Source organism: Brevundimonas sp. P2_A6 (assembly GCF_056404975.1).
Window position 1 is genome coordinate 466,238 of the sequence record NZ_JBFUCZ010000002.1, and the last position, 19,578, is coordinate 485,815.

The 19,578-nt window shown below is 67.5% G+C and carries 22 protein-coding genes; 15 read left to right on the forward strand and 7 right to left on the reverse strand.

The annotated features are described in order from the left end of the window. Positions 1-148: 148 nt before the first annotated feature. Genes AC1DW4_RS07750 through polA form a run of 3 tightly spaced genes read left to right on the forward strand, consistent with a single transcriptional unit; the run spans position 149 to position 4,154 of the window. Positions 149-589 (forward strand): VOC family protein, encoded by a 441-nt coding sequence (locus tag AC1DW4_RS07750; protein ID WP_477016669.1) that lies wholly within the window; start codon positions 149-151, stop codon positions 587-589. Position 590: 1 nt separating this feature from the next. Beyond that, the gene (locus AC1DW4_RS07755; RefSeq protein WP_477016670.1) at positions 591-1,196 is read left to right on the forward strand and encodes a DUF6655 family protein; all 606 of its coding nucleotides are present in this window, start codon (positions 591-593) and stop codon (positions 1,194-1,196) included. Between the two features lie 51 nt (positions 1,197-1,247). Further along, positions 1,248-4,154, forward strand: a complete 2,907-nt coding sequence (gene polA, locus AC1DW4_RS07760; protein WP_477016671.1) for a DNA polymerase I — start codon at positions 1,248-1,250, stop codon at positions 4,152-4,154. A gap of 68 nt (positions 4,155-4,222) precedes the next feature. On the opposite strand, the gene groL is transcribed toward polA, so the two are convergent. Both groL and groES read right to left on the reverse strand, forming a co-directional pair. After that, complete coding sequence (gene groL, locus AC1DW4_RS07765) at positions 4,223-5,878, reverse strand: chaperonin GroEL (RefSeq protein ID WP_477016672.1); 1,656 nt, start codon at positions 5,876-5,878, stop codon at positions 4,223-4,225. A 55-nt stretch (positions 5,879-5,933) separates the two neighbouring features. Next, positions 5,934-6,218, reverse strand: a complete 285-nt coding sequence (groES, locus tag AC1DW4_RS07770) for a co-chaperone GroES (RefSeq protein ID WP_013267610.1) — start codon at positions 6,216-6,218, stop codon at positions 5,934-5,936. A 243-nt stretch (positions 6,219-6,461) separates the two neighbouring features. On the opposite strand from groES, the gene AC1DW4_RS07775 reads away from it, so the two are divergent. After that, a complete protein-coding gene (locus AC1DW4_RS07775) occupies positions 6,462-6,863 on the forward strand; it encodes a hypothetical protein (RefSeq protein ID WP_477016673.1) in 402 nt (133 codons plus the stop codon). A 52-nt stretch (positions 6,864-6,915) separates the two neighbouring features. On the opposite strand, the gene pgi is transcribed toward AC1DW4_RS07775, so the two are convergent. Next, positions 6,916-8,523: a glucose-6-phosphate isomerase gene (gene pgi, locus AC1DW4_RS07780; RefSeq protein ID WP_477016674.1), complete on the reverse strand. Its 1,608-nt coding sequence runs from the start codon at positions 8,521-8,523 to the stop codon at positions 6,916-6,918. Positions 8,524-8,607: 84 nt separating this feature from the next. Between pgi and AC1DW4_RS07785 the strand changes: the two genes are divergently transcribed. Then, positions 8,608-9,084, forward strand: coding sequence for a hypothetical protein (locus AC1DW4_RS07785; RefSeq protein ID WP_477016675.1), 477 nt, complete (start codon positions 8,608-8,610; stop codon positions 9,082-9,084). Here the strand turns inward: AC1DW4_RS07785 and AC1DW4_RS07790 are convergent. The 3 genes from AC1DW4_RS07790 to AC1DW4_RS07800 all read right to left on the reverse strand — a co-directional run bounded on the left by AC1DW4_RS07790 (position 9,035) and on the right by AC1DW4_RS07800 (position 11,978). Further along, on the reverse strand, positions 9,035-11,257 hold the full coding sequence (locus AC1DW4_RS07790) for a protein-disulfide reductase DsbD family protein (RefSeq protein ID WP_477016676.1): 2,223 nt from the start codon (positions 11,255-11,257) through the stop codon (positions 9,035-9,037). The two genes, AC1DW4_RS07785 and AC1DW4_RS07790, sit on opposite strands and share 50 nt — an antisense overlap. Before the next feature lie 114 nt (positions 11,258-11,371). Continuing rightward, positions 11,372-11,545 carry a Flp family type IVb pilin gene (locus AC1DW4_RS07795; protein WP_477016921.1) on the reverse strand — a complete coding sequence of 58 codons (174 nt, stop codon included), beginning with the start codon at positions 11,543-11,545 and terminating at the stop codon, positions 11,372-11,374. A 28-nt stretch (positions 11,546-11,573) separates the two neighbouring features. Then, the gene (locus tag AC1DW4_RS07800) at positions 11,574-11,978 is read right to left on the reverse strand and encodes a (deoxy)nucleoside triphosphate pyrophosphohydrolase (protein WP_477016922.1); all 405 of its coding nucleotides are present in this window, start codon (positions 11,976-11,978) and stop codon (positions 11,574-11,576) included. Positions 11,979-12,136: 158 nt separating this feature from the next. On the opposite strand from AC1DW4_RS07800, the gene AC1DW4_RS07805 reads away from it, so the two are divergent. The 4 genes from AC1DW4_RS07805 (at position 12,137) to AC1DW4_RS07820 (ending at position 14,702) form a co-directional block, all read left to right on the forward strand. Continuing rightward, positions 12,137-12,580, forward strand: a complete 444-nt coding sequence (locus AC1DW4_RS07805) for a DUF350 domain-containing protein (protein WP_477016677.1) — start codon at positions 12,137-12,139, stop codon at positions 12,578-12,580. An 8-nt stretch (positions 12,581-12,588) separates the two neighbouring features. Next, positions 12,589-13,419 carry a S1 family peptidase gene (locus AC1DW4_RS07810; protein WP_477016678.1) on the forward strand — a complete coding sequence of 277 codons (831 nt, stop codon included), beginning with the start codon at positions 12,589-12,591 and terminating at the stop codon, positions 13,417-13,419. 13 nt (positions 13,420-13,432) lie between these two features. Then, positions 13,433-14,071: a LysE family translocator gene (locus tag AC1DW4_RS07815; protein WP_477016679.1), complete on the forward strand. Its 639-nt coding sequence runs from the start codon at positions 13,433-13,435 to the stop codon at positions 14,069-14,071. Between the two features lie 82 nt (positions 14,072-14,153). Further along, positions 14,154-14,702 carry a CC0125/CC1285 family lipoprotein gene (locus AC1DW4_RS07820; protein WP_477016680.1) on the forward strand — a complete coding sequence of 183 codons (549 nt, stop codon included), beginning with the start codon at positions 14,154-14,156 and terminating at the stop codon, positions 14,700-14,702. 22 nt (positions 14,703-14,724) lie between these two features. On the opposite strand, the gene AC1DW4_RS07825 is transcribed toward AC1DW4_RS07820, so the two are convergent. Then, complete coding sequence (locus tag AC1DW4_RS07825) at positions 14,725-15,465, reverse strand: DUF6065 family protein (protein ID WP_477016681.1); 741 nt, start codon at positions 15,463-15,465, stop codon at positions 14,725-14,727. Between the two features lie 50 nt (positions 15,466-15,515). On the opposite strand from AC1DW4_RS07825, the gene AC1DW4_RS07830 reads away from it, so the two are divergent. The 6 genes from AC1DW4_RS07830 (at position 15,516) to AC1DW4_RS07855 (ending at position 19,576) form a co-directional block, all read left to right on the forward strand. Then, on the forward strand, positions 15,516-16,022 hold the full coding sequence (locus AC1DW4_RS07830) for a prolyl-tRNA synthetase associated domain-containing protein (protein ID WP_477016682.1): 507 nt from the start codon (positions 15,516-15,518) through the stop codon (positions 16,020-16,022). Between the two features lie 65 nt (positions 16,023-16,087). Beyond that, complete coding sequence (locus AC1DW4_RS07835) at positions 16,088-16,990, forward strand: tetratricopeptide repeat protein (protein ID WP_477016683.1); 903 nt, start codon at positions 16,088-16,090, stop codon at positions 16,988-16,990. A gap of 11 nt (positions 16,991-17,001) precedes the next feature. Next, positions 17,002-17,661 carry an LON peptidase substrate-binding domain-containing protein gene (locus AC1DW4_RS07840; RefSeq protein WP_477016684.1) on the forward strand — a complete coding sequence of 220 codons (660 nt, stop codon included), beginning with the start codon at positions 17,002-17,004 and terminating at the stop codon, positions 17,659-17,661. A 124-nt stretch (positions 17,662-17,785) separates the two neighbouring features. Beyond that, the gene (locus tag AC1DW4_RS07845) at positions 17,786-17,980 is read left to right on the forward strand and encodes a Trm112 family protein (RefSeq protein ID WP_477016685.1); all 195 of its coding nucleotides are present in this window, start codon (positions 17,786-17,788) and stop codon (positions 17,978-17,980) included. 16 nt (positions 17,981-17,996) lie between these two features. Further along, the gene (locus AC1DW4_RS07850; RefSeq protein WP_477016686.1) at positions 17,997-18,602 is read left to right on the forward strand and encodes an alpha-ketoglutarate-dependent dioxygenase AlkB family protein; all 606 of its coding nucleotides are present in this window, start codon (positions 17,997-17,999) and stop codon (positions 18,600-18,602) included. Between the two features lie 71 nt (positions 18,603-18,673). Then, the gene (locus AC1DW4_RS07855; protein ID WP_477016687.1) at positions 18,674-19,576 is read left to right on the forward strand and encodes a dienelactone hydrolase family protein; all 903 of its coding nucleotides are present in this window, start codon (positions 18,674-18,676) and stop codon (positions 19,574-19,576) included. The last annotated feature ends 2 nt before the right edge of the window (positions 19,577-19,578 follow it).

Sequence of the window (19,578 nt, forward strand, 5' to 3'; positions counted from 1 at the left end):
GCCCCCCTGACCGACGATCGCGGTCGCTGGATGGTTCGCACCCGGACGTTGAACGCCGTGATGCATAAGGCCGTTCTCAAGCCTTTGGAAGCTGACGATTTCCGACTAGAAGGGCGGCCTCGCTCTCCCACAGCATCCGAGCCTTCCCATGCGATATCTGCACACCATGGTCCGGGTCGCCGACCTGGACGCCTCGCTGCATTTCTGGACGACCCAGCTGGGTCTGGAGGAGGTGCGCCGGATGGAAAACGAGAAGGGTCGCTTCACCCTGGTCTTCCTGGCGGCCCCCAAGGACAGGGATCGGTCGGCCGCCGAACGGTCGCCCGAGGTCGAGCTGACCTACAACTGGGACCCCGAGGTCTATACCGGCGGGCGCAACTTCGGCCACCTGGCCTATCGCGTCGACGACATCTACGCGACCTGCCAGCACCTGATGGACTCCGGCGTGGTCATCAACCGCCCGCCCCGCGACGGCAACATGGCCTTCGTCAAGTCGCCGGACGGCATCTCGATCGAGCTGCTGCAGGAAGGGCCCGCCCTGCCCCCGGCCGAGCCCTGGCTGTCGATGCCAAACACCGGAACCTGGTAGTATGCGAACGGCCCTGACCGGGCTGTGCCTGCTCTTGGGAGCCTGCGCTTCCACCTCCGAGAGCAACACGGGGCGAACGGCGACCGAGCAACTGCTGATGGCGCGCGCGGCCGACCAGGCCGTCGAAGGGTTGCGGCTACCCGTCCCTCCCGGGTCGAAGGTGTTCGTCGAGACGCGCTTTTTCCAGGGCGAGGGCTCCAACTATGCCGTGTCAGCCATTCGCAGCGCCCTGTCGGAGGCGGGCTTCGCCTTGGCGGACGGCCGTGACGCGGCCGAGGTCGTCTTCGAGCTGCGGGCGGGGGCCCTGTCGCTGGAACAGATGCGTCGGGTCGTCGGCATCCCCGCCCTGGCCGTGCCGATCAACGAAACGCTGAACGTCGTCTCCCTGCCCGAGCTCAGCCTCTACAGCCGGCGCGACCGGGTCGGGGTCGCCGAGTTCTCGGGCTTTGTGTACGACGCGCGGACCGGCGCGCCCCTGGGGGCCGTCGCGCCGATGATCGGAGAATATCGCATTCGCAGCCACAAGGTGCTCATGGTCGTGGCCTGGGGCCAGCAATCGGCCCGCCCCGGACAGCGCGATCCGGGCGACAGCTGGCGAGAGTTCTAGACCGCGCATTGGCCCGGTGACGTGGCTCGCGTGTCCCCGTATGCTCGCTCGATGTCCGACACCCTGCCCGAAACCGATCGTCCCCTGACGCAGGACGGGCCCGCCGTGCGGTTGTGGCTGATCGATGCATCGGCCTACATCTTTCGCGCCTATCACGCCCTGCCGCCCCTGACACGCAAGTCCGACGGCCTACCGGTTGGGGCCGTCCAGGGCTACTGCAACATGCTGTGGAAGCTGCTGAAGGACATGAAGGGGGCGGATGGCCCGACCCATCTGGCCGCCATCTTCGACCATTCGGAAAAGACGTTCCGCAACGACCTGTACGACCAGTACAAGGCCAACCGGTCGGCCCCGCCCGAGGATCTGATCCCGCAGTTTCCGCTGGTGCGGGACGCGACGCGGGCGTTCGGCGTCCACTGCGTCGAGCTGCCGGGCTACGAGGCCGACGACCTGATCGCGACCTATGCCTGCAAGGTGCGGGACGCGGGCGGCGAATGCGTGATCGTCAGTTCCGACAAGGACCTGATGCAGCTGATCGGCCCCTCGGTCGTCATGTGGGACCCGATGAAGGACCGTCGCCTGGCCGAGGAGGCGGTGATGGAGAAGTTCGGCGTCACCCCGGACAAGATGATCGATCTGCAGGCCCTGATCGGTGACAGCGTCGACAATGTCCCCGGCGCCCCGGGCATCGGGCCCAAGACGGCCGCCCAGCTGCTGGACGAATACGGCGACCTGGACACCCTGCTGGAGCGGGCAGGCGAGATCAAACAACCCAAGCGGCGCGAGACCCTGATCAACTTCCGGGACCAGATCCTGCTGAGCCGCCAGCTGGTCCGCCTGACCTGCGACGCGCCCGCGCCCGAGCCGATCGACGACTTCAAGGTCCGCGACCCCGACCCCCAGGTCCTGGCCGACTTCCTGGAGACGATGGAGTTTCGGTCGCTGCTGCGCCGGGTCGGCGACGGGAAGCTGGCTGGCCACGACGGGTCCGCCTTCGCCCCCGCCCGGCCCGCACCCCTCAGCGCTGCCGTCATTTCGCCCCGCTACGCCCCCCAGGCGGTGTCCACCGACGTCGAGAAGCAGACCGTAGACCACGACGCCTATCACTGTATCCGCGACCTGGTCGATCTGGACGCCTTCATCGCCCGCGCGACGGAGGCGGGCGTCGTCGGGTTCGACACCGAGACCGACGCACTGTCAGCGACCCACGCGGGCCTGTGCGGCGTGTCGCTGGCGATCGGGCCGAACGACGCCTGCTATGTGCCGCTGACCCACGAGCACCCGCCGGTCGAGGGCGCGGGCGGGCTGGACTTCGGCGTGGAGGCCGACACGCGCGAGCCGTTGAACCAGCTGGACAAGCCCATCGTTCTGGCCCGGCTGAAGACCCTGCTGGAAGACCCTGCCGTGCTGAAGGTCGTCCAGAACGGCAAGTACGACCTGGCCGTCATGGCCCGGCGCGGCATCCGCGTCGCCCCGATCGACGACACCATGCTGATTTCCTACGTCCTCGAAGGCGGCCTGCACGGCCACGGCATGGACGAGCTGTCGAGGCTCCACCTCGGCCACGAGCCGATCCCGTTCAAATCGGTGGCGGGGACCGGCAAGGCCCAGAAATCCTTCAAGCATGTCGAGCTGAAACCGGCGACCTGCTACGCCGCCGAGGACGCGGACGTGACGCTGCGGCTGTGGCGCATCCTGAAGCCCCGGCTGGCGCGCGAGGGTCTGACGACGGTCTATGAGACGCTGGAGCGGGGCATGCCCGCGGTCCTGGCCGACATGGAGCGGCTGGGCATCCGCGTCGATCCCGCCCGGCTGCGCCGCCTGTCGTCCGAGTTCGGATTGAAGATGGCCGAGCTGGAGGCCCAGGCCCACGAGATCGCCGGCCGGCCCTTCAACGTCGGCTCCCCGCGCCAGATCGGCGAGATCCTGTTCGGTGAGCTGAACCTGCCCGGCGGCAAGAAGACCGCCAGCGGCCAGTGGGAGACCGGTGCCGCCACCCTGGAGGGACTGGCCGAAACCCACGCCCTGCCCCGCGTCCTGCTGGACTGGCGCCAGTTGTCCAAGCTGAAGGGCACCTATACCGACGCCCTGGTGGCGGCGATGGACCCCGTCACCGACCGCGTCCACACCAGCTATCAGCTCGCCGCCGCCACGACCGGCCGCCTCGCCTCGTCCGACCCCAATCTGCAGAACATCCCCATACGCACCGAGACGGGCCGCCAGATCCGCCAGGCCTTTATCGCCCGGGACGGCCACGTCCTGATCAGCGCCGACTATTCGCAGATCGAGCTGCGCCTTCTGGCCCACATCGGCGACATCCCCGAACTGAAGCGCGCCTTCAAGGCCGGCATCGATATCCACACGGCCACGGCCAGCGAGATGTTCGGCGTCCCCGTCGATCAGATGGACCCCGAGACCCGTCGCCGCGCCAAGGCCATCAACTTCGGCATCGTCTATGGCATCTCGGCCTTCGGCCTGTCGAACCAGCTCGGCATCGATCAGTCCGAGGCCGGGGCCTATATCAAGACCTATTTCGAGCGCTTTCCCGGCATCCGCGACTATATGGACAAGACCCGGGCGGAGGTGCGCCAGACGGGCTTCGTCTCCACCGTCTTCGGCCGCAAGATCCACATCCCGGCGATCCATTCCAAGTCGGGGGCCGAGCGCCAGTTCGGTGAACGCGCCGCGATCAACGCCCCGATCCAGGGCGCCGCCGCCGACATCATCCGCCGCGCCATGATGCGGATGCCGGGCGCGCTGGAGGCCGCCGGCCTGGAGACGAAAATGCTGCTCCAGGTCCACGACGAACTGGTCTTCGAGGCCCCGGAGGCCGAGGTCGCGGCGGCCATCCCCCTGATCCAGAGGATAATGGAAGGGGCGGCGGAACCCGCGGTGGCCCTGTCGGTGCCATTGACGGTGGACGCCCGCGCGGCCGCGAACTGGGACGACGCCCACTAGGTCAAGCAAAAGGGCGGGTCCGTCGCCGGACCCGCCCTCTCTTTTCGTCAGCGCGATGCAGGCGTGGACTAGAAGTCCATGTCGCCCATGCCGCCCATTCCGCCGCCGCCCATGCCGCCACCGGCACCGCCGCCCGACGCCTTCTTGGGAGCGTCGGCCACGGCCGCTTCAGTGGTGATCAGGATGCCGGCGACAGACGCCGCGTCCTGCAGAGCCGTGCGGACGACCTTGGCGGGGTCGATGACGCCCGCCTGGATCATGTCGACATACTCTTCGGTCTGGGCGTTGAAGCCGTAGGTGGCCGAGGGGTTCTCGAGCACCTTGCCGACCACGATAGAGCCTTCGACGCCCGCGTTTTCCACGATCTGACGGATCGGGGCCTGGATGGCGCGGCGGATGATGGCGATGCCGGCGGTCTGGTCGGCGTTGTCGCCGGTCAGGCCTTCCAGCGCCTTGGTCGCCTTCAGCAGGGCGATACCGCCGCCGGGGACGATGCCTTCTTCAACCGCAGCCCGCGTGGCGTTCAGGGCGTCGTCGACGCGGTCCTTCTTCTCCTTGACCTCGACCTCGGTCGAGCCGCCGACGCGGATGACCGCGACGCCGCCGGCCAGCTTGGCCAGACGTTCCTGCAGCTTTTCCTTGTCGTAGTCGGACGAGGTGTCCTCGATCTGCTTCTTGATCTGGCCGATGCGGGCCTCGATCGCGTCCTTCTCGCCGACGCCGTCCACGATGGTGGTGTCGTCCTTGGTGATGGTGACCTTCTTGGCCTTGCCGAGCATGTCGAGGGTGACGTTCTCAAGCTTGATGCCGAGGTCCTCCGAGATGACCTGGCCGCCGGTCAGGACGGCGATGTCCTCCAGCATGGCCTTGCGGCGATCGCCGAAGCCCGGCGCCTTGACGGCGGCCACGCGCAGGCCACCGCGCAGCTTGTTGACCACCAGGGTGGCCAGGGCCTCGCCCTCGATGTCCTCGGCGATGATCAGCAGCGGACGGCCCGACTGAACCACGGCTTCCAGGATCGGGAGCATGGCCTGCAGGGACGACAGCTTCTTCTCGAACAGCAGGATGAGGGGTTCCTCGAGCTGAACCTCCATCTTGTCGGCGTTAGTGATGAAGTAGGGCGACAGGTAGCCGCGGTCGAACTGCATGCCTTCGACGACGTCCAGTTCGGTCTCGGCGGTCTTCGCTTCCTCGACGGTGATGACGCCTTCGTTGCCGACCTTGTCCATGGCCTTGGCGATCATCTCGCCGACCTCGGTGTCGCCGTTGGCCGAGATGGTGCCGACCTGGGCGATCTCGGAGTTGGCGCTGACCTTCTTGGAGGTGGCCTTGATCTCGGCGATCACGGCGGCGACGGCCTTGTCGATGCCGCGCTTCAGATCCATCGGGTTCATGCCGGCGGCGACGGACTTCAGGCCTTCCTGCACGATGGACTGGGCCAGGACGGTGGCGGTGGTGGTGCCGTCGCCGGCCTTGTCATTGGTCTTGGAGGCGACTTCCCGGATCATCTGGGCGCCCATGTTCTCGAAGGCGTCTTCCAGCTCGATTTCCTTGGCGACGGACACGCCGTCCTTGGTCGAGCGCGGGGCGCCGAAAGACTTCTGGATCACGACGTTGCGGCCTTTCGGACCCAGCGTCACCTTGACCGCATTGGCCAGGACGTTGACGCCGCGCAGCATCTTCTCGCGCGCGTCGGTGGAGAACTGTACTTGTTTCGCAGCCATGTGCCGGCTCCTAAATCGTTGGTTTCAAAGAAAGAAGGTCGAGGTCGCAGGGGGCTTACAGCACGCCCAGGACGTCGGATTCCTTCATGATGATCAGGTCTTCGCCTTCCAGCTTGACCTCGGTGCCCGACCACTTGCCGAACAGGATGCGGTCGCCGGCCTTCAGTTCCAGCGCGTTGACGGTGCCGCGCTCGTCACGAACGCCCGGGCCCACGGCGACGACTTCGCCTTCCTGGGGCTTTTCCTTGGCGGTGTCGGGGATGATGATCCCGCCCTTGGTCTTGGATTCTTCTTCCACGCGCTTGACCAGCACGCGATCGCCGAGAGGACGAAACGCCATCTGTGTGTTCTCCGAATAGCTCTAGAGTGTGATGTCGCCCTCGGGGGCCGGCCGTTTTGGCAGCCGTGACCCGCGAGTGCTAACGCAAGGCGCAAGTAGGATGGCGCGAAGCCATCGTCAAGGCGGCGGCACGATGAACGGCAGATGAACGATGCCTGCCCTGAGCGTTCAGATTGGCCGCCTTAAACCTTCACCATGGGGAGGGGCGTCGTGCCCGGACACCGTCCATCAGGAGACTGGGACATGAAGATCATCAAGCTCGCTTTCGCCGCCGTTCCGATGCTGGCATTGACCTTGGCGGCCGCCGCGCCGGCCGAGGCCCAGAGCCGCTATTACGGCGGTCAGAATCCGTACGATCAGCGTCGTGACAACGGGGGCGATGTCGTGGCCGGCGTCGTGATCGGTGCCATCGCCGGCGGCCTGCTGGCGTCCGCTGCATCGAACAACGACAACGATTGCGGCTATTATCGCGACGGGCGCTGCTGGCGGAACCAGGGGCACTGGGAACGCGAGCACGGCATCAACAGCCGCTATGGCTACAACGATCGTCGCGACTATCGCTACGACCGCCGCGATGACCGCAGGGATCGTCGCTACGATCGGCGCGACGACCGCCGCGACTATCGCTACGACCGCCGCTGGTAGTCGCTGACGAACCGGCCGAATGAAACGGGCTTCCTGGCGGGAGCCCGTTTTTTCATCCCAGCAAGCGTGTCAGCAGCCCGGCTGTCGATGGATCCAGATCGGCCGAGGGGCGCCCCTCCGCGACATCGTGCAAGACGGCCTTCGCCAGCACCTTGCCCAGCTCCACCCCCCACTGGTCGAAGCTGTTGATGTTCCAGATCACGCCTTCGACGAAGGTCTTGTGCTCATACAGGGCCAGCAGCGCGCCGAGCGATTCGGGCGTCAGGCGATCCATCAGGATCGCCGTAGACGGGCGGTTTCCGGGGAAGGTCTTGTGCGGGGTCAGAAGATCGGCTTCCGCTTCCATCACGCCGGAAGCGATCAGCTCGGCCCTCGCATCATGGGCGGTCCGACCGACCATCAGCGCCTGGCCCTGGGCCAGGGCGTTCGACCACAGCGGCGCACCGCCCGCGTCCGGCAGGGTTTCGGCCACGATCACGAACTCGGCGGGCACGACCTGCGGCCCCTGATGGATCTGCTGGAAGAAGGCGTGCTGGCCATTCGTCCCGGGTTCGCCGAACACCACCGGACAGGTCTGGCGGGTGACGGGCGATCCGTCCCGGTGGACGCTCTTGCCGTTCGATTCCATCTCCAGCTGCTGCAGAAAAGCGGGCAGACGGCGCAGTCCATGGTCATAGGGGGCGACTGTGCGCGCAGGGCGCTTGAGCCCATCGACGTTCCAGACCTGGGCCAGGGCCATCAGCACCGGGGCGTTTCGGTCGAGCGGCGCTGTGACGAAGTGGTCGTCCATCGCCCGCGCCCCGGCCAACAGGCGATCGAAGACGTCTGCGCCCAGGGCGATCACGCAAGACAGGCTGACCGCCGACCACAGGGAGTAGCGGCCGCCGACCCAGTCCCTGAAGGCGAAGGTCCGCCCGCAGCCAAAGGCCTCGGCCCGCTCAGGCGCAGCGGTGACGCCGATGAAATGCTTTTCACGCCCCGCCGGCGGAAGGCTCGCCGCCAGCCAGGCCTTGGCCGCTTCGGCGTTGGCCAGGGTTTCCTGGGTGGTGAAGGTCTTGGATACGACGATGATCAGGGTGGTCTCGGGATCGAGGCCGTTCAGGGCCTCGGCCATATCGCGCGGATCGATATTGGCGACGAAGCGCAGGTCGATCGTCGTCTCCAGCGGCCTCAGCGCGTCCCAGACGACGCGGGGTCCCAGGTCCGAGCCGCCGATGCCGATATGGACGATGGCCTTGAAGGCCTTGCCGGTACCGCCGGTCTGCTCGCCGGCGCGCACGGCGGTCGCATAGTCCGCCATGGCCGCCCGCACGGCGCGGACCTCGCCCGAAACGGACTCGCCCAGGGCCTGGAAGTCCGCGTCCTTACCGGCCCGCAGGGCCGGATGCAGAACGGCCCGACCTTCTGTGTTGTTGACGGCCTCACCCGCGAACAGGCGCGCGCGCTCCCGCTCAATCCCGGCAGCCCGGGCCAGATCCAGACACGCTTCGAAGCTCTCCCGCGTCCAGCTCTGCTTGGATAGATCGAGGTAGAGCCCCGCTGCCTCCACGCTCATTCTCGCCAGCCGGTCGGGATCGGCGGTGAACTGGTCGACGATACGGGCCTCCGCATCGCGCGCGGCGGCGGCGTCGAATGCGGCCCAGATTGCGGGATCGGACATGAGACAGCCTTTCGTTAATCAAGGTCTCGTTTACGGGTGGGGCGTAGACCGGTTCAATCGCTTCGTCGCGAAAAGGACCAGACCATGTCGTGTGGCATCGCCATCGCCGTCTCGCTGTTGCTGTCGGACCCCAATGTCGCGCTGGCTGCGGCCCAGCCCGTGGCGGTCGCCGGCGCGCCCGTCTCGGTCGCGGGTGAGCCCATGTTCGTCGACATCGTGACCCAGGCCAGTGCGCTGAAAGCCGTCGTCGATGCCTGGGGCCCGTCGGGCGCGACCGGCGACGACTTCGATGTCTTCAAGACGCGCGCCACGGCCCTTTCGGCCCTGGATATGCAGGCGCACCTGATTCTGAAGGAACGCGGCACCGACGGCGACCTGAAATGCATCCTGCGGGGTATTTCCGAGGACATCCCCGTCAAGATCCAGGCGGTGGAGACGGCCGTGACGCCCGAGGCCCGGGCCACGGCCCTGTCGGAGCTGTCCTATCTGCTGAACGACAACGTCGAGGTCATCACCGCGCCGCCGCAGCCGGACGCCCAGTCGGGCGTGGCGACGAACTAGCGGCCTCCAGCGCCTCGATCACCAGGCCCTCGGTCAGCAGTTGCGGCAGGATGCGCGGTTCGGCCGCGCCTGGCGCATAGACCAGATACAGCGGCACGCCCGACCGGCCATGATTGGCCAGTTCGCGCGCGATGACCGGATCGCGCCGCGTCCAGTCCGCGACCAGATAGACCGTCCCGGTCCGGGCCAGGGCCTCGGTCACCTTTGGCGAATGCAGGGACGTGCGTTCGTTGATCTTGCAGCTCACGCACCAGTCGGCGGTGAAGTCGACCAGCACGGGATGCCCCTGCGCCCGCGCATCCGCCACGGCTTGCAGTGACCAGGCCCGGGCCGTCGGGTCGCTGGCGTTCGCCATCAAAGGTCCGCTCTGAGGGGCCAGGCCGGCGGCGACGCCGACCATCCCGAGTGCGACGACCAGGGCGAGCGCCGAGGTCAGGGTCAGCGGCCGTGCCGTCGATCCGGCCGCGACGGCCAGCTGTCGAAGCCCGAAAACCCAGACGGCGACGGTCAGAACGGCGGCTCCCCCGGTCAGCCACGCCGCAGCGGGCCATCCCTGCTGCCGCTGGAACACCCAACCCAGCCAGAAGGCTGCGGCGAGCATGGGCAGGGCCAGCATCTGTTGCAGCCGCTCCATCCAGCGGCCCGGGCGCGGTAGCCGGGCCAGAAGTCCCGGCGACAGACTGACCGCCACGTAGGGCAGGGCCAGACCCAGACCCAGGGACAGGAAGACCAGCAGGGCGATCGGCGCGGGCAGCACCAGCGCCGCTCCCAACGCCACGGCCATGAAGGGCGCGGTGCAGGGAGCCGCGACGACCACGGCCAGAACGCCCGTGAAGAAGGCGCCCACCGGGCCGTTCAGGCGCGAGAGCCTCGATCCCCCGGCCGCCTGCAGGCCGAGGCCGATCTGGAAGATGCCCAGCAGGTTCAGCCCCACCACCAGCATCAGCAGCGACAGGACCGCGACGACCGGGGGCGACTGCAGCTGGAAGCCCCATCCGATGTCCTGGCCAAGTCTTCGAAGCGACAGCATGGTCGCGCCGAGCAGCAGGAAGGTGGCCAGCACGCCGACCAGATAGGCCAGGCCATCGGCGCGCGCTTCACCGGCGTCTCTCGATGAACGCGCCAGCGCCGCCGCCTTCAGGGCCAGGACCGGAAAGACGCAGGGCATCAGGTTCAGGATCAATCCGCCAAGGAAGGCGAACAGGATCGCCTGACCCGCCGCTCGCGCGTCCAAAGCGCCGCCTGCGGGGCCGTCGGCCGTCGCCAGAGCGCGACCTGTAGCTCCGGCCAGGGGCGGACCGGATATCGCCGCGATTTCCCAGGCCCCGGCATCGGTCGCAAGAACGCCCGCCAGCGGTCGGGTCAGCCCGCGCGCGGCCAGGTCATCGGTCGGATCAAGCGTCAAGGTCACGCCGTCCGGCCCCGCCACGGCGGAAAGAGCGACGTCATGGTCGATCAGGCCCGGCTCGAACGGATAGAAGGTGGCCCGGTCGATGTCGGCACCCACCAGCGGCCCGCCCGTCGCGCCGAGGATCAGGCGGTTGCCTTTCAGACCGGCGTGGGCCGTGATTCCCGCCGGGCGCGGCGCGGTCTCCACCAGCCGCTGGATCGTGGCCCCGTCAGGTCCCAGCAGCGGCGCGGCCCCGTCGCGAATCGGCAGGTCCAGCCGCAGGGTGAAGCTGTCGGGCACGCACATCTCGTCGCTGCAAACGAACAGCAGGGCGGTGACGTTCAGCGTGAGGGTCGTGCCGGGCCTGGCGCTGGCCGGGATGTCGATCGGCACAGGCAGGAAGACCTGGCCTTCATAGCCCAGGTTGACGATGTCGCCGAGGCGCTGGCGATGGGGCAGGGGCCACAGGATGCCGCCGGCTACCACCCCCTTGGGCAAGCTCCAGTCCAGTGTCGTCGGTCCGCCGGAATCGCCGGGATTGCGCCAGTAGGTGTGCCACCCCGGCTGAATCTTCTGGCGCAGGGCCACCACCGCCGTCGATCCCGGCGCGGCCCAGCGGTTCATCGGAACCAGCTCGACCTCGATCCGCGAATTGCGCTGCGGTCCCGTGGCGGCGGGCACGGCCGCGCGGGACATGCCCGCCTGCGCGTCCGCCGGTCCGGGCAAGCCGGCCAGGCCCGCGAACAGGACGATCAGCCAGGCGAGAAGAACGGGCAGACGCAAGGGCGGACGGCTTTCGAACGACGAAACAGGGGCGACCCTTAACCGGCCGACGCGACGACCGCCACGCCCCTCGGGGTCGCGCCGGAGGCGGGCGGGGTTACACCCACCGTTCGCTCAGCCCGCGGCGGCCGTCATGGCGGCGCTGGCCCGGTTGAACATGACGATGACCTTGTCGGAAAAAGCCGTAGCGCCGGCCACGATGACCAGGAAGATCGCGCCGACGATCATGCCGTATTCGATCGCCGTGGCCCCAGATTCATCGTTCAGAAAGCGGCGGATCAGGGACATGGTCACGCAACCTTTCGTCACTCGACGCCTAGAGCAGATCCCGCAACCAGGCCACGAGCGGGGCATCTGCGGGGGGCATGGGATAGTCCGACAACGCGTTCGGCCTGACCCAGGCCAGGGCGGCGTGCTCGCGCGCGACGACCAGGCCCGACCAGCGCCGACACAGATACAATGGCATCAACAGGTGAAACGAATCGTAAGCGTGGCTGGCGAAAACGAACGGGGCCAGACAGGCCTCCTGCACGTCGATGCCCAGTTCCTCGTTCAACTCGCGGATCAGCGCCGCTTCGGGGCGTTCGCCGGGCTCGACCTTGCCGCCGGGAAACTCCCACAAGCCCGCCAGCGCCTTGCCCTCAGGCCGTTTGGCGATCAGGACGCGTCCGTCGATGTCCACGAGCGCGGCGGCGACGACGAGAACGGTGGGCAGGGCCATGTCGGTCATGGGACCCCATACCGGTTCGTGTAACGCGTCCGCAATCATTGGTCACACAGTGTGGCCGCCGCGTCCTTGCCGATTGGGGCCACAATCGGGCAAGACGTTTTGCTTTCGTTCCGCCGGCCCGTTCCCCGTTCCGCCCATCCTGAGGCCTCATGGCTCCCTCATCCCTGTCCGAGACCCTGACGAGCCCTGAAGTCCAGGCCTTCGCCAGCGGATTTCCGGTTCTGGTCCTGCACATGGTGGTCACCTTCGGCCTGCTGGGCGCGGGCGCGGTGGTCTATGGCCTGCTGACGCCCTGGAAGGAGATCGCCCTGATCCGCGAGGGCAATGCCGCGGCGGGCGTGGCCTTTGGCGGTGTGCTGATCGGACTGGCCATTCCGCTGGCGGTGTCGATGTCGGTCTCGACCTCGGTCGTGGACATCGCCTTGTGGGGCGTGGCGACCCTGGTGCTGCAACTGCTGGCGTTCCGCGTCGTCGATCTGCTGCTGACCGGCCTGCCCCAGCGCATCCAGGAGGGGGAGATTTCCGCCGCCGTCCTGCTCGTATCGGCAAAGCTGGCGACCGCCCTGATCCTCGCCGCCGCCCTGACGGGCTGAGGCCCCCGGTGAACCTGCCCCGTCCCGCCGATCTGCTGCTCTATGCCGGGGCGGGCTCGCTGCTGGTCTTCGCCTCCCTGGCCCAGCGCGAGAACGCGGACGCGCCCCCCGCGCCTCCGCCGCCCGATGCCATCGAGGGCGCCTTGCTGGGTCCCGTCACGCCCTTCGATCCAGCCGTGACCGTGATCGCGCCCGACATCCCCTTCCAGCCCGCATCGGGCACAGCCTTCTCGATCGCCGGCGACGGTCGTTGGTTGACCGCAAAGCACGTGGTCGAAGGGTGCCGACGCCCCGCCCTCGTCGTCGGCGGTGGCCGTGCGGTCGCGGCGGATGTCCGTCTTTCGCCGCGCGCCGACATCGCCCTGTTGATCACTTCCGGCGGGCCGCCCGCGCTGCCGGTCACCACGGCCACGCCCTTGCGAGTCGGCCAGCGCGGCTTTCACCCCGGCTTTCCGCAGGGGACGGCCGGCGAGGTCGCATCTCGCCTGCTGGGGCGCGAGGTTCTGCACGTCCGGGGACGGGGTCGTCACGACGAACCGGTTCTGGCCTGGGCCGAGGTCGGCCGCACGGAGGGCCTGGACGGCACTCTGGCGGGGCTGTCGGGCGCTCCGGCCATGGACCGGCGGGGGCGTGTGGTGGGGGTGACGATCGCCGAGGCACCCCGGCGGGGACGAATCTACACCACCGCGCCCGATACACTCGGCCCGGCGATCCGGGGCGTACAGGCACCAGACGAGCCGTTGATGAGCGAACCGGTCACGACGGAAAACTATGGCCGTGTCGCCGACGATCTGCGGCGCGACCTGCGCGTGGCGCAGGTCGTCTGCCTGTCCGCCTGACCGAACGTCGCCGATGACGCTGCCGGTCGATCCGCACCTGTTCTGGGTCTTCATCGGGGTGATGACGGTGCTGGCCGTCACGCCCGGCCCCGCGAACCTGTTCTCGGTCGCCACAGGGATCGAGCGCGGGCGGCGCGCGGCTCTGATCGCGGTCCTGGGCATGAATACCGCGACCCTGGTGTGGTTCGCCGCGGCGGCCCTGGGTCTGGGGGCCCTGGTCGCGGCGTTTCCGCACATCTTTCGTGTCGTGGCCATCGGTGGCGCCCTCTATGTCGCCTGCCTGGGCGTTTCGTCCCTGCGATCGGCCTTTGCCGATCGGCCCGAGACACACGTCACCGAAGGCCGCACCCATCCCCGCCGCCCGGCCTTCGTGGACGGGTTTCTGGTGCAACTCGCCAACCCCAAGATCGTGCTGTTCTTCTCGGCCGTCCTGCCGCCCTTCATGGACGCGGAACGGCCCGCCGCGCCTCAACTGGCTGTCTTTGCCTGCGTCGTCGTCGGCATGGACCTGATCACCATGAGCGCCTACGGTCTGGGGGGCGCGGCCATGGCCAGACGGATGAGCGAACCCCGGTTCCGAAGGGCGTTCGGCGTCTTTGTCGGAATTCTGCTGTTGGCCGCCGCCGCACTGATTGTGTCGCGATTAGAATGACTTGCCGATGTCCGGAACGGAGCTGTTCATGCCCCGTTCAGGTGCCAAGGCTGATTTTCAGTCCTCCCTGTGGAGTCCCCCGATGAAAACCCCGACCAAGACCCTTCTGCTGGTCGCCGCGGCCACCCTGACGCTCGGCGCCTGCGCGACCGCCACCCCCTATGCCCCAGCCGGCTTCAACGGCCAGCGCGGGGGCTATGCCGAACAGCGGCTCGAGAACGATCGATATCGCGTCAGCTTCTCCGGCAACTCCGTCACCTCGCGCGAGCAGGTGGAGATGTCGCTGCTGCTGCGGGCCGCCGAACTGACCACCGAAAGCGGCTTCGACTGGTTCTCGACAACAAACCGGGCCACGGACCGTGATACCCGCTACCAGACGATCGGCGATCCCTTCTTCGATCGCTATCGCTACTGGGGTCCGTCCTGGCGCTATTACGGTCGTCGCGGCTGGAGCCCGTGGGGCGATCCCTTCTGGGGTCGTGACGACTTCGATGTACGTCAGGTCGATCGCTACGAAGCCACCGCCGAGATCGTCATGGGCCGGGGGCCCAAGCCCGCCGGCGACGCCAATGCGTTCGACGCTCGTGAAGTGATCGCCAATATCGGGGGGCGGGTCGTCCGCCCGATGTAGGTCCTGGACGCCCCGGTGTCGGTCAACCGACCCGGGGCGTCTTCAGCCTGCGCTTGTTGGCGTGACTGTCCGGTGCCGAACCGAGCGCCTCGGGAATCTCGCCCTTGAAATAGAACCTTTGCCAGGCCTCCTTCGCCGCGTCCGGGTCTCCGGAAGCCAGGCGGGTGTTAAAGTCGGTCCGCTGGCGGTTCCACGCCTCGAACTGACCTTTCATCACCGGATTCGAGTCCAGCGTGCGGATCACCGGCTGGACCGCCTCCATCTTGCGATGTTCGACCAGGTTGATGAAGCAGAACGGTTCGCCGCGTTCGAACTTCACCCGGCCAGGCCGGGTGAAGATCCAGTTCATCGTGAACGGAAATGGAAGCCAGTCGGTCTCGATCAACCCGACCAAGGGCTGAATGCCGTCCTTCAAATGATTGGGGCTGCCCGAGCAGATCATTCCCCAGCCGGGCGGCGTACGAAACAGATACTGCGGGTGCATGGTCAGCACGCCCCTGGAGAAGTGCGAGGTGACGAAGTGGTCCAGTTCAGGCTGGGGCCGTTCCGGGCTGATGGTGATGTCCGACTGCGACGGCCCCCCGTTCCACTCGGCCGTGAAGGTAAAGGGACACAGGATTTCCCATCCCGTCGTATTGGCCATGGTCAGCGGCAGGCATCGATAGGGATGGCGGCTGACGAAGGCGTCCATCCAGTTCCGGGACTGACGACCCGGCACCATGTCCGGCGGCCGCGACGACATCGGATAGCATTCCAGTTCCACGCGGGCGCATCCTTCGGTATCGAACAGACCCGACCCTAGCCCGGCACCCGATGACCCCTCAACCTCTGCATGATCGCGACAGCCTGCTGCGATGGATGGTCGATCGCGACATTCCGCAGACGACCCTGGATCACGAGGCCGTTTTTCGCGTCGAGGAAGGGCTGGAGCTGAAGGCGTCGATGCCAGGTGCCCACACCAAGAACCTGTTCTTGAAGGACAGGAAGGCGCGGCTGTGGCTGATATCCGCTCGTCAGGACACCGTCATAGACCTGAAGGCCGCGCCCCGGATTATCGGGTCGGACCGCCTGTCGTTCGGCAACGAGGAATTGATGTTTCAGACCCTGGGTGTCCGCCCCGGCTCCGTCACAGCCCTGGGTCTGATCAATGACGTGGAACGCCAGGTCACCCTCGTGCTCGATCGTCGGTTGTGGGAAGCAAACGTGGTCAACTTCCACCCCCTCGCCAACACCGCGACGACGGCGCTGACGCAATCTGCGTTCCGGCGATTCCTGGCGGCGATCGGTCGTGAACCCCTCGTGATCGACTTCGCCGCTTGAGTTGGCGCACCCCCGCGACCATCTGAGACGTTCCGCATTATCGAAGCCTAGAGCAGAGACCAACGATGAGCCTTGTCGATCCCTCCCCGACCGCCGGAACCGACGATCTGATCAAGGATGGATCGGACGCCGGTTTCATGGCCGACGTGATCGCCCAATCCAAGATCCAGCCGGTCATCGTCGACTTCTGGGCCACCTGGTGCGGGCCCTGCCGGACCCTGACGCCCGCCCTGGAAAAGCAGGTCCGCGCGGCGGGCGGCGCGGTCAAGCTGGTCAAGATCGATGTCGACAAGAACCCGGCCTATGCCGGACAGCTGCGTGTCCAGTCGATCCCGACCGTCTACGCCTTCGTCGACGGCCAGCCGGTCGATGGCTTCCAGGGCGCGGTGCCGGAAAGCCAGATCAAGGCCTTCATCGAGAAACTGTCCGGCGGCGCGGGCATCAATTCGGATGTTCAGCAATTGCTGGCGCTGGGCGAGGAATCCCTGGGGCTGGACGATTTCGGCGGCGCGGCCCAGGCCTTCGCCCACGTCCTGACCCTGGAGCCCGAGAACGAGGACGCCATCGCCGGGATGGCGCGGGTCTATCTGGCCGGGGGGGACGCCGATCAGGCGCGACAGACACTCGCCATGGCCCCGGCCGACTCCAGGAATGCCACCGTCATCAGCCTGCGGGCCCAGCTGGCCCTGGCCTCGGCCGCCCCGCCCAGCGAGACCGCCGCGCTGGAAGCTGCGTTGCGCGCCAATCCGGCGGATCACCAGGCGCGCTATGACCTGTCGTTGGCCCAGGCGGCGTCCGGCGATCTGAAGGGGGCCGTGTCCAGCCTGCTGGACATCGTCCAGGCCGATCTGGAGTGGAACGAGCAGGCTGCCAGGAAGCAACTGCTTGTGGTTTTCGAGGCCGCCGGACTGTCGTCCGACATCGCCAGGGACGGTCGCCGGCGACTGTCCTCGATCCTGTTCGCCTAGAGGAACGCGCCATGGCCCAGGGCTACGTCAAGGCGGCCGATCTTCCACAGGTGATCCCGGTCTTCCCGCTGCCGGGATCCATCCTGCTGCCGCGAGGGCAGTTGCCGCTGAACATCTTCGAGCCGCGCTATCTGAACATGATCGACGACGCCATGGCGGGCGACCGGGTCCTGGGTCTGATCCAGCCGCGGACGGGGCCGGCCATTCTGCCCAGTCTGTCCGCCGTCGGCTGTGCCGGGCGAGTGACCAGTTTCGCGGAGACCTCCGACGGGCGCTACCTGATCACCTTGACCGGCGTCGCCCGGTTTCGCGTGGCCTCCGAACTGCCCTCTCAGACCCCCTATCGCCAGGTTCGCGCCACCTTCGCCCCGTTCGAGGCCGACCTGACCGCGCCGACAGGTGGCGAGGGGTTCGAGCGCCAGACCTTCCTGGCGGCCCTGCGGGCGTATCTGGAGCGCCGCCAACTGGAGATCGATTGGGAAACCGCCGAAGCCGCGCCTCAGGAAGCCCTGATCAACAGCCTGTCCATGGCTCTGCCGTTCGACGGGCCGGAGAAGCAGGCCCTGCTTGAATCGCCGACGCTGGAAGACCGGGTCGCCGTCCTGACCGCCCTGATGCGCATCGACGCGGCGGAAACGGGCGACGGCGACAGCCCCACCTCGATGCAGTAGGTTAGGGCGCTAACGCTCACGACGCGGTCGTTCGCTGCTTGAGCGCAGACTTCTTTTTCCAAGGCCGCAGGGAATGGGCTCAAGCAGCAAGCGCCGGCGGCGCGAGCGGTAGCCCACGAAAAATATGTCCGATACCTTCAACACCCCGTCCTCCGTCGATCCCCGCCTGCTGGAGGTGCTGGTCTGTCCTGTGACGCGGGGCCGGCTGGACTATGACCGCGCGGCCAACGAACTGATCTCCAAGGGCGCCAAGCTGGCCTTTCCGATCCGAGACGGCGTGCCGATCATGTTGCCGGAAGAGGCGCGGGCGCTGGACTGACGGCGCTCGGTCGCCGATGGAGCCGTTTCCCGACCTGCCCGGGTTTCACTATTGGCCCGGCGCGCTGGATCTGGCGACGCAGGTCGATCTGCTGGTCGAGGTTGAGGCGGCGATCGCGGACGCGCCGCTTTACCGGCCCGTGACGCCGGGCGGCAAGCCGTTCTCGGTCCAGATGACAAATCTCGGTCCACTGGGTTGGGTCTCCGATCGCGCAGGCTATCGCTATCAGGCGTTCCATCCCGAAACCGACCGGTCGTGGCCCCCTATCCCTCGCGCCTTGCTGGACCTCTGGACACAGGTCGTTCCCGACGCGGCACCGCCCGACGCCTGTCTGGTCAACCTGTACCGCGACAGCGCGCGGATGGGCCTTCATCAGGACCGGGACGAGGCCGACATTTGCGCGCCCGTCGTGTCGGTGTCCCTGGGCGATACAGCCATCTTCCGCATCGGCCCGGCGGTCGGGGGCCCGACACGATCGATCCGGCTGGCGTCGGGCGATGTCTGCGCCCTGACCGGGGCCTCGCGCCTGGCGCGCCACGGCATCGACCGTCTTCTGGTCGGCTCGTCGAAACTGATCCCCGGCGGCGGACGTATCAATCTGACGCTGAGGCGCGCGACCTGAGGCCGCATCCCGCCGCGACTCGACCCCGCGTCATCCAGACGCCACACTCGCCGCAACCGAGAGGAAATCCCATGACCCTGCTGACCCGTCCCGAAGGCCTGACCGCCGAAGACCTGAAACTGTCGCGCCGGGGCCTGGGCGCCCTGACCGTGGGAGCCGCCGTCTTCACCGGCTATGCGCCCGCTGCCCTGTCGCAGTCGGCCCAGCCGATCGTGACCGATGCCGAAGGGCTCGAGGTCGGTATGGTCACCTATCCGGCCCCCGACGGCTTTGCCCTGCCGGCCTATGTCGCGCGCCCGGACGGCGACGGTCCCTATCCGCTGGTGATCGTCGTGTCCGAGATCTTCGGGCTGCACGCCTATATCCAGGACGTATGCCGCCGTCTGGCCAAGATGGGCTATGCCGCCATCGCCCCGGCCTTCTTCGTGCGGGTGGAGGACCCCGCGCCCCTGGCCGACATGCAGCGCATCCAGGCGATCGTCGGAGCGGCTGGCTACGAGCAGGTCATGGGCGATATCGACGCGACCCTGAACTGGGCCTCGGGCCAGCTGTGGGCCAATGACGACAAGGTCGGCATCACCGGCTTCTGCTGGGGCGGCAAGGTCGTCTGGCAGGCGGCGGCCCGGTTCGCCGCGATCGACGCAGGCGTGGCCTGGTACGGCCGTCTGGCCCCCTCGCCGACGGCGACGATGGAGCAGGTCGAGGCGGGACGCCCCTATCCCGTCGATCTGGCGGCCGATCTGAAGGGTGTCGTGATCGGCAACTATGGCGGGCTGGACCAGGGAATCCCGCAGGACACGGTCCAGGCCATGCAGGCGGCTCTGACGGCCGCAGGCGCGACCGAGAGCGGCATCAAGGTCTACGAGGATGCCCAGCACGGGTTCCACGCCGATTACCGCCCCAGTTACAACGCCGCCGATGCGGCCGATGGCTGGGCTCGACTGACGGACCTGTTCGAGGCGAAGCTGAAGTAGAG

Excerpts from the sequence above, each read along its gene's own strand:
- AC1DW4_RS07815 (WP_477016679.1), top strand. The coding sequence starts at position 13,433 with ATGACGCTGCCGGTCGATCCGCACCTGTTCTGGGTCTTCATCGGGGTG.
- pgi (WP_477016674.1), bottom strand. The coding sequence starts at position 8,523 with ATGTCCGATCCCGCAATCTGGGCCGCATTCGACGCCGCCGCCGCGCGC.
- AC1DW4_RS07820 (WP_477016680.1), top strand. The coding sequence starts at position 14,154 with ATGAAAACCCCGACCAAGACCCTTCTGCTGGTCGCCGCGGCCACCCTG.
- AC1DW4_RS07785 (WP_477016675.1), top strand. The coding sequence starts at position 8,608 with ATGTCGTGTGGCATCGCCATCGCCGTCTCGCTGTTGCTGTCGGACCCC.
- groL (WP_477016672.1), bottom strand. The coding sequence starts at position 5,878 with ATGGCTGCGAAACAAGTACAGTTCTCCACCGACGCGCGCGAGAAGATG.
- AC1DW4_RS07840 (WP_477016684.1), top strand. The coding sequence starts at position 17,002 with ATGGCCCAGGGCTACGTCAAGGCGGCCGATCTTCCACAGGTGATCCCG.
- AC1DW4_RS07850 (WP_477016686.1), top strand. The coding sequence starts at position 17,997 with ATGGAGCCGTTTCCCGACCTGCCCGGGTTTCACTATTGGCCCGGCGCG.
- AC1DW4_RS07800 (WP_477016922.1), bottom strand. The coding sequence starts at position 11,978 with ATGGCCCTGCCCACCGTTCTCGTCGTCGCCGCCGCGCTCGTGGACATC.
- polA (WP_477016671.1), top strand. The coding sequence starts at position 1,248 with ATGTCCGACACCCTGCCCGAAACCGATCGTCCCCTGACGCAGGACGGG.
- AC1DW4_RS07775 (WP_477016673.1), top strand. The coding sequence starts at position 6,462 with ATGAAGATCATCAAGCTCGCTTTCGCCGCCGTTCCGATGCTGGCATTG.
- AC1DW4_RS07750 (WP_477016669.1), top strand. The coding sequence starts at position 149 with ATGCGATATCTGCACACCATGGTCCGGGTCGCCGACCTGGACGCCTCG.
- AC1DW4_RS07835 (WP_477016683.1), top strand. The coding sequence starts at position 16,088 with ATGAGCCTTGTCGATCCCTCCCCGACCGCCGGAACCGACGATCTGATC.
- AC1DW4_RS07805 (WP_477016677.1), top strand. The coding sequence starts at position 12,137 with ATGGCTCCCTCATCCCTGTCCGAGACCCTGACGAGCCCTGAAGTCCAG.
- AC1DW4_RS07855 (WP_477016687.1), top strand. The coding sequence starts at position 18,674 with ATGACCCTGCTGACCCGTCCCGAAGGCCTGACCGCCGAAGACCTGAAA.
- AC1DW4_RS07755 (WP_477016670.1), top strand. The coding sequence starts at position 591 with ATGCGAACGGCCCTGACCGGGCTGTGCCTGCTCTTGGGAGCCTGCGCT.
- AC1DW4_RS07830 (WP_477016682.1), top strand. The coding sequence starts at position 15,516 with ATGACCCCTCAACCTCTGCATGATCGCGACAGCCTGCTGCGATGGATG.
- AC1DW4_RS07795 (WP_477016921.1), bottom strand. The coding sequence starts at position 11,545 with ATGTCCCTGATCCGCCGCTTTCTGAACGATGAATCTGGGGCCACGGCG.
- AC1DW4_RS07845 (WP_477016685.1), top strand. The coding sequence starts at position 17,786 with ATGTCCGATACCTTCAACACCCCGTCCTCCGTCGATCCCCGCCTGCTG.
- groES (WP_013267610.1), bottom strand. The coding sequence starts at position 6,218 with ATGGCGTTTCGTCCTCTCGGCGATCGCGTGCTGGTCAAGCGCGTGGAA.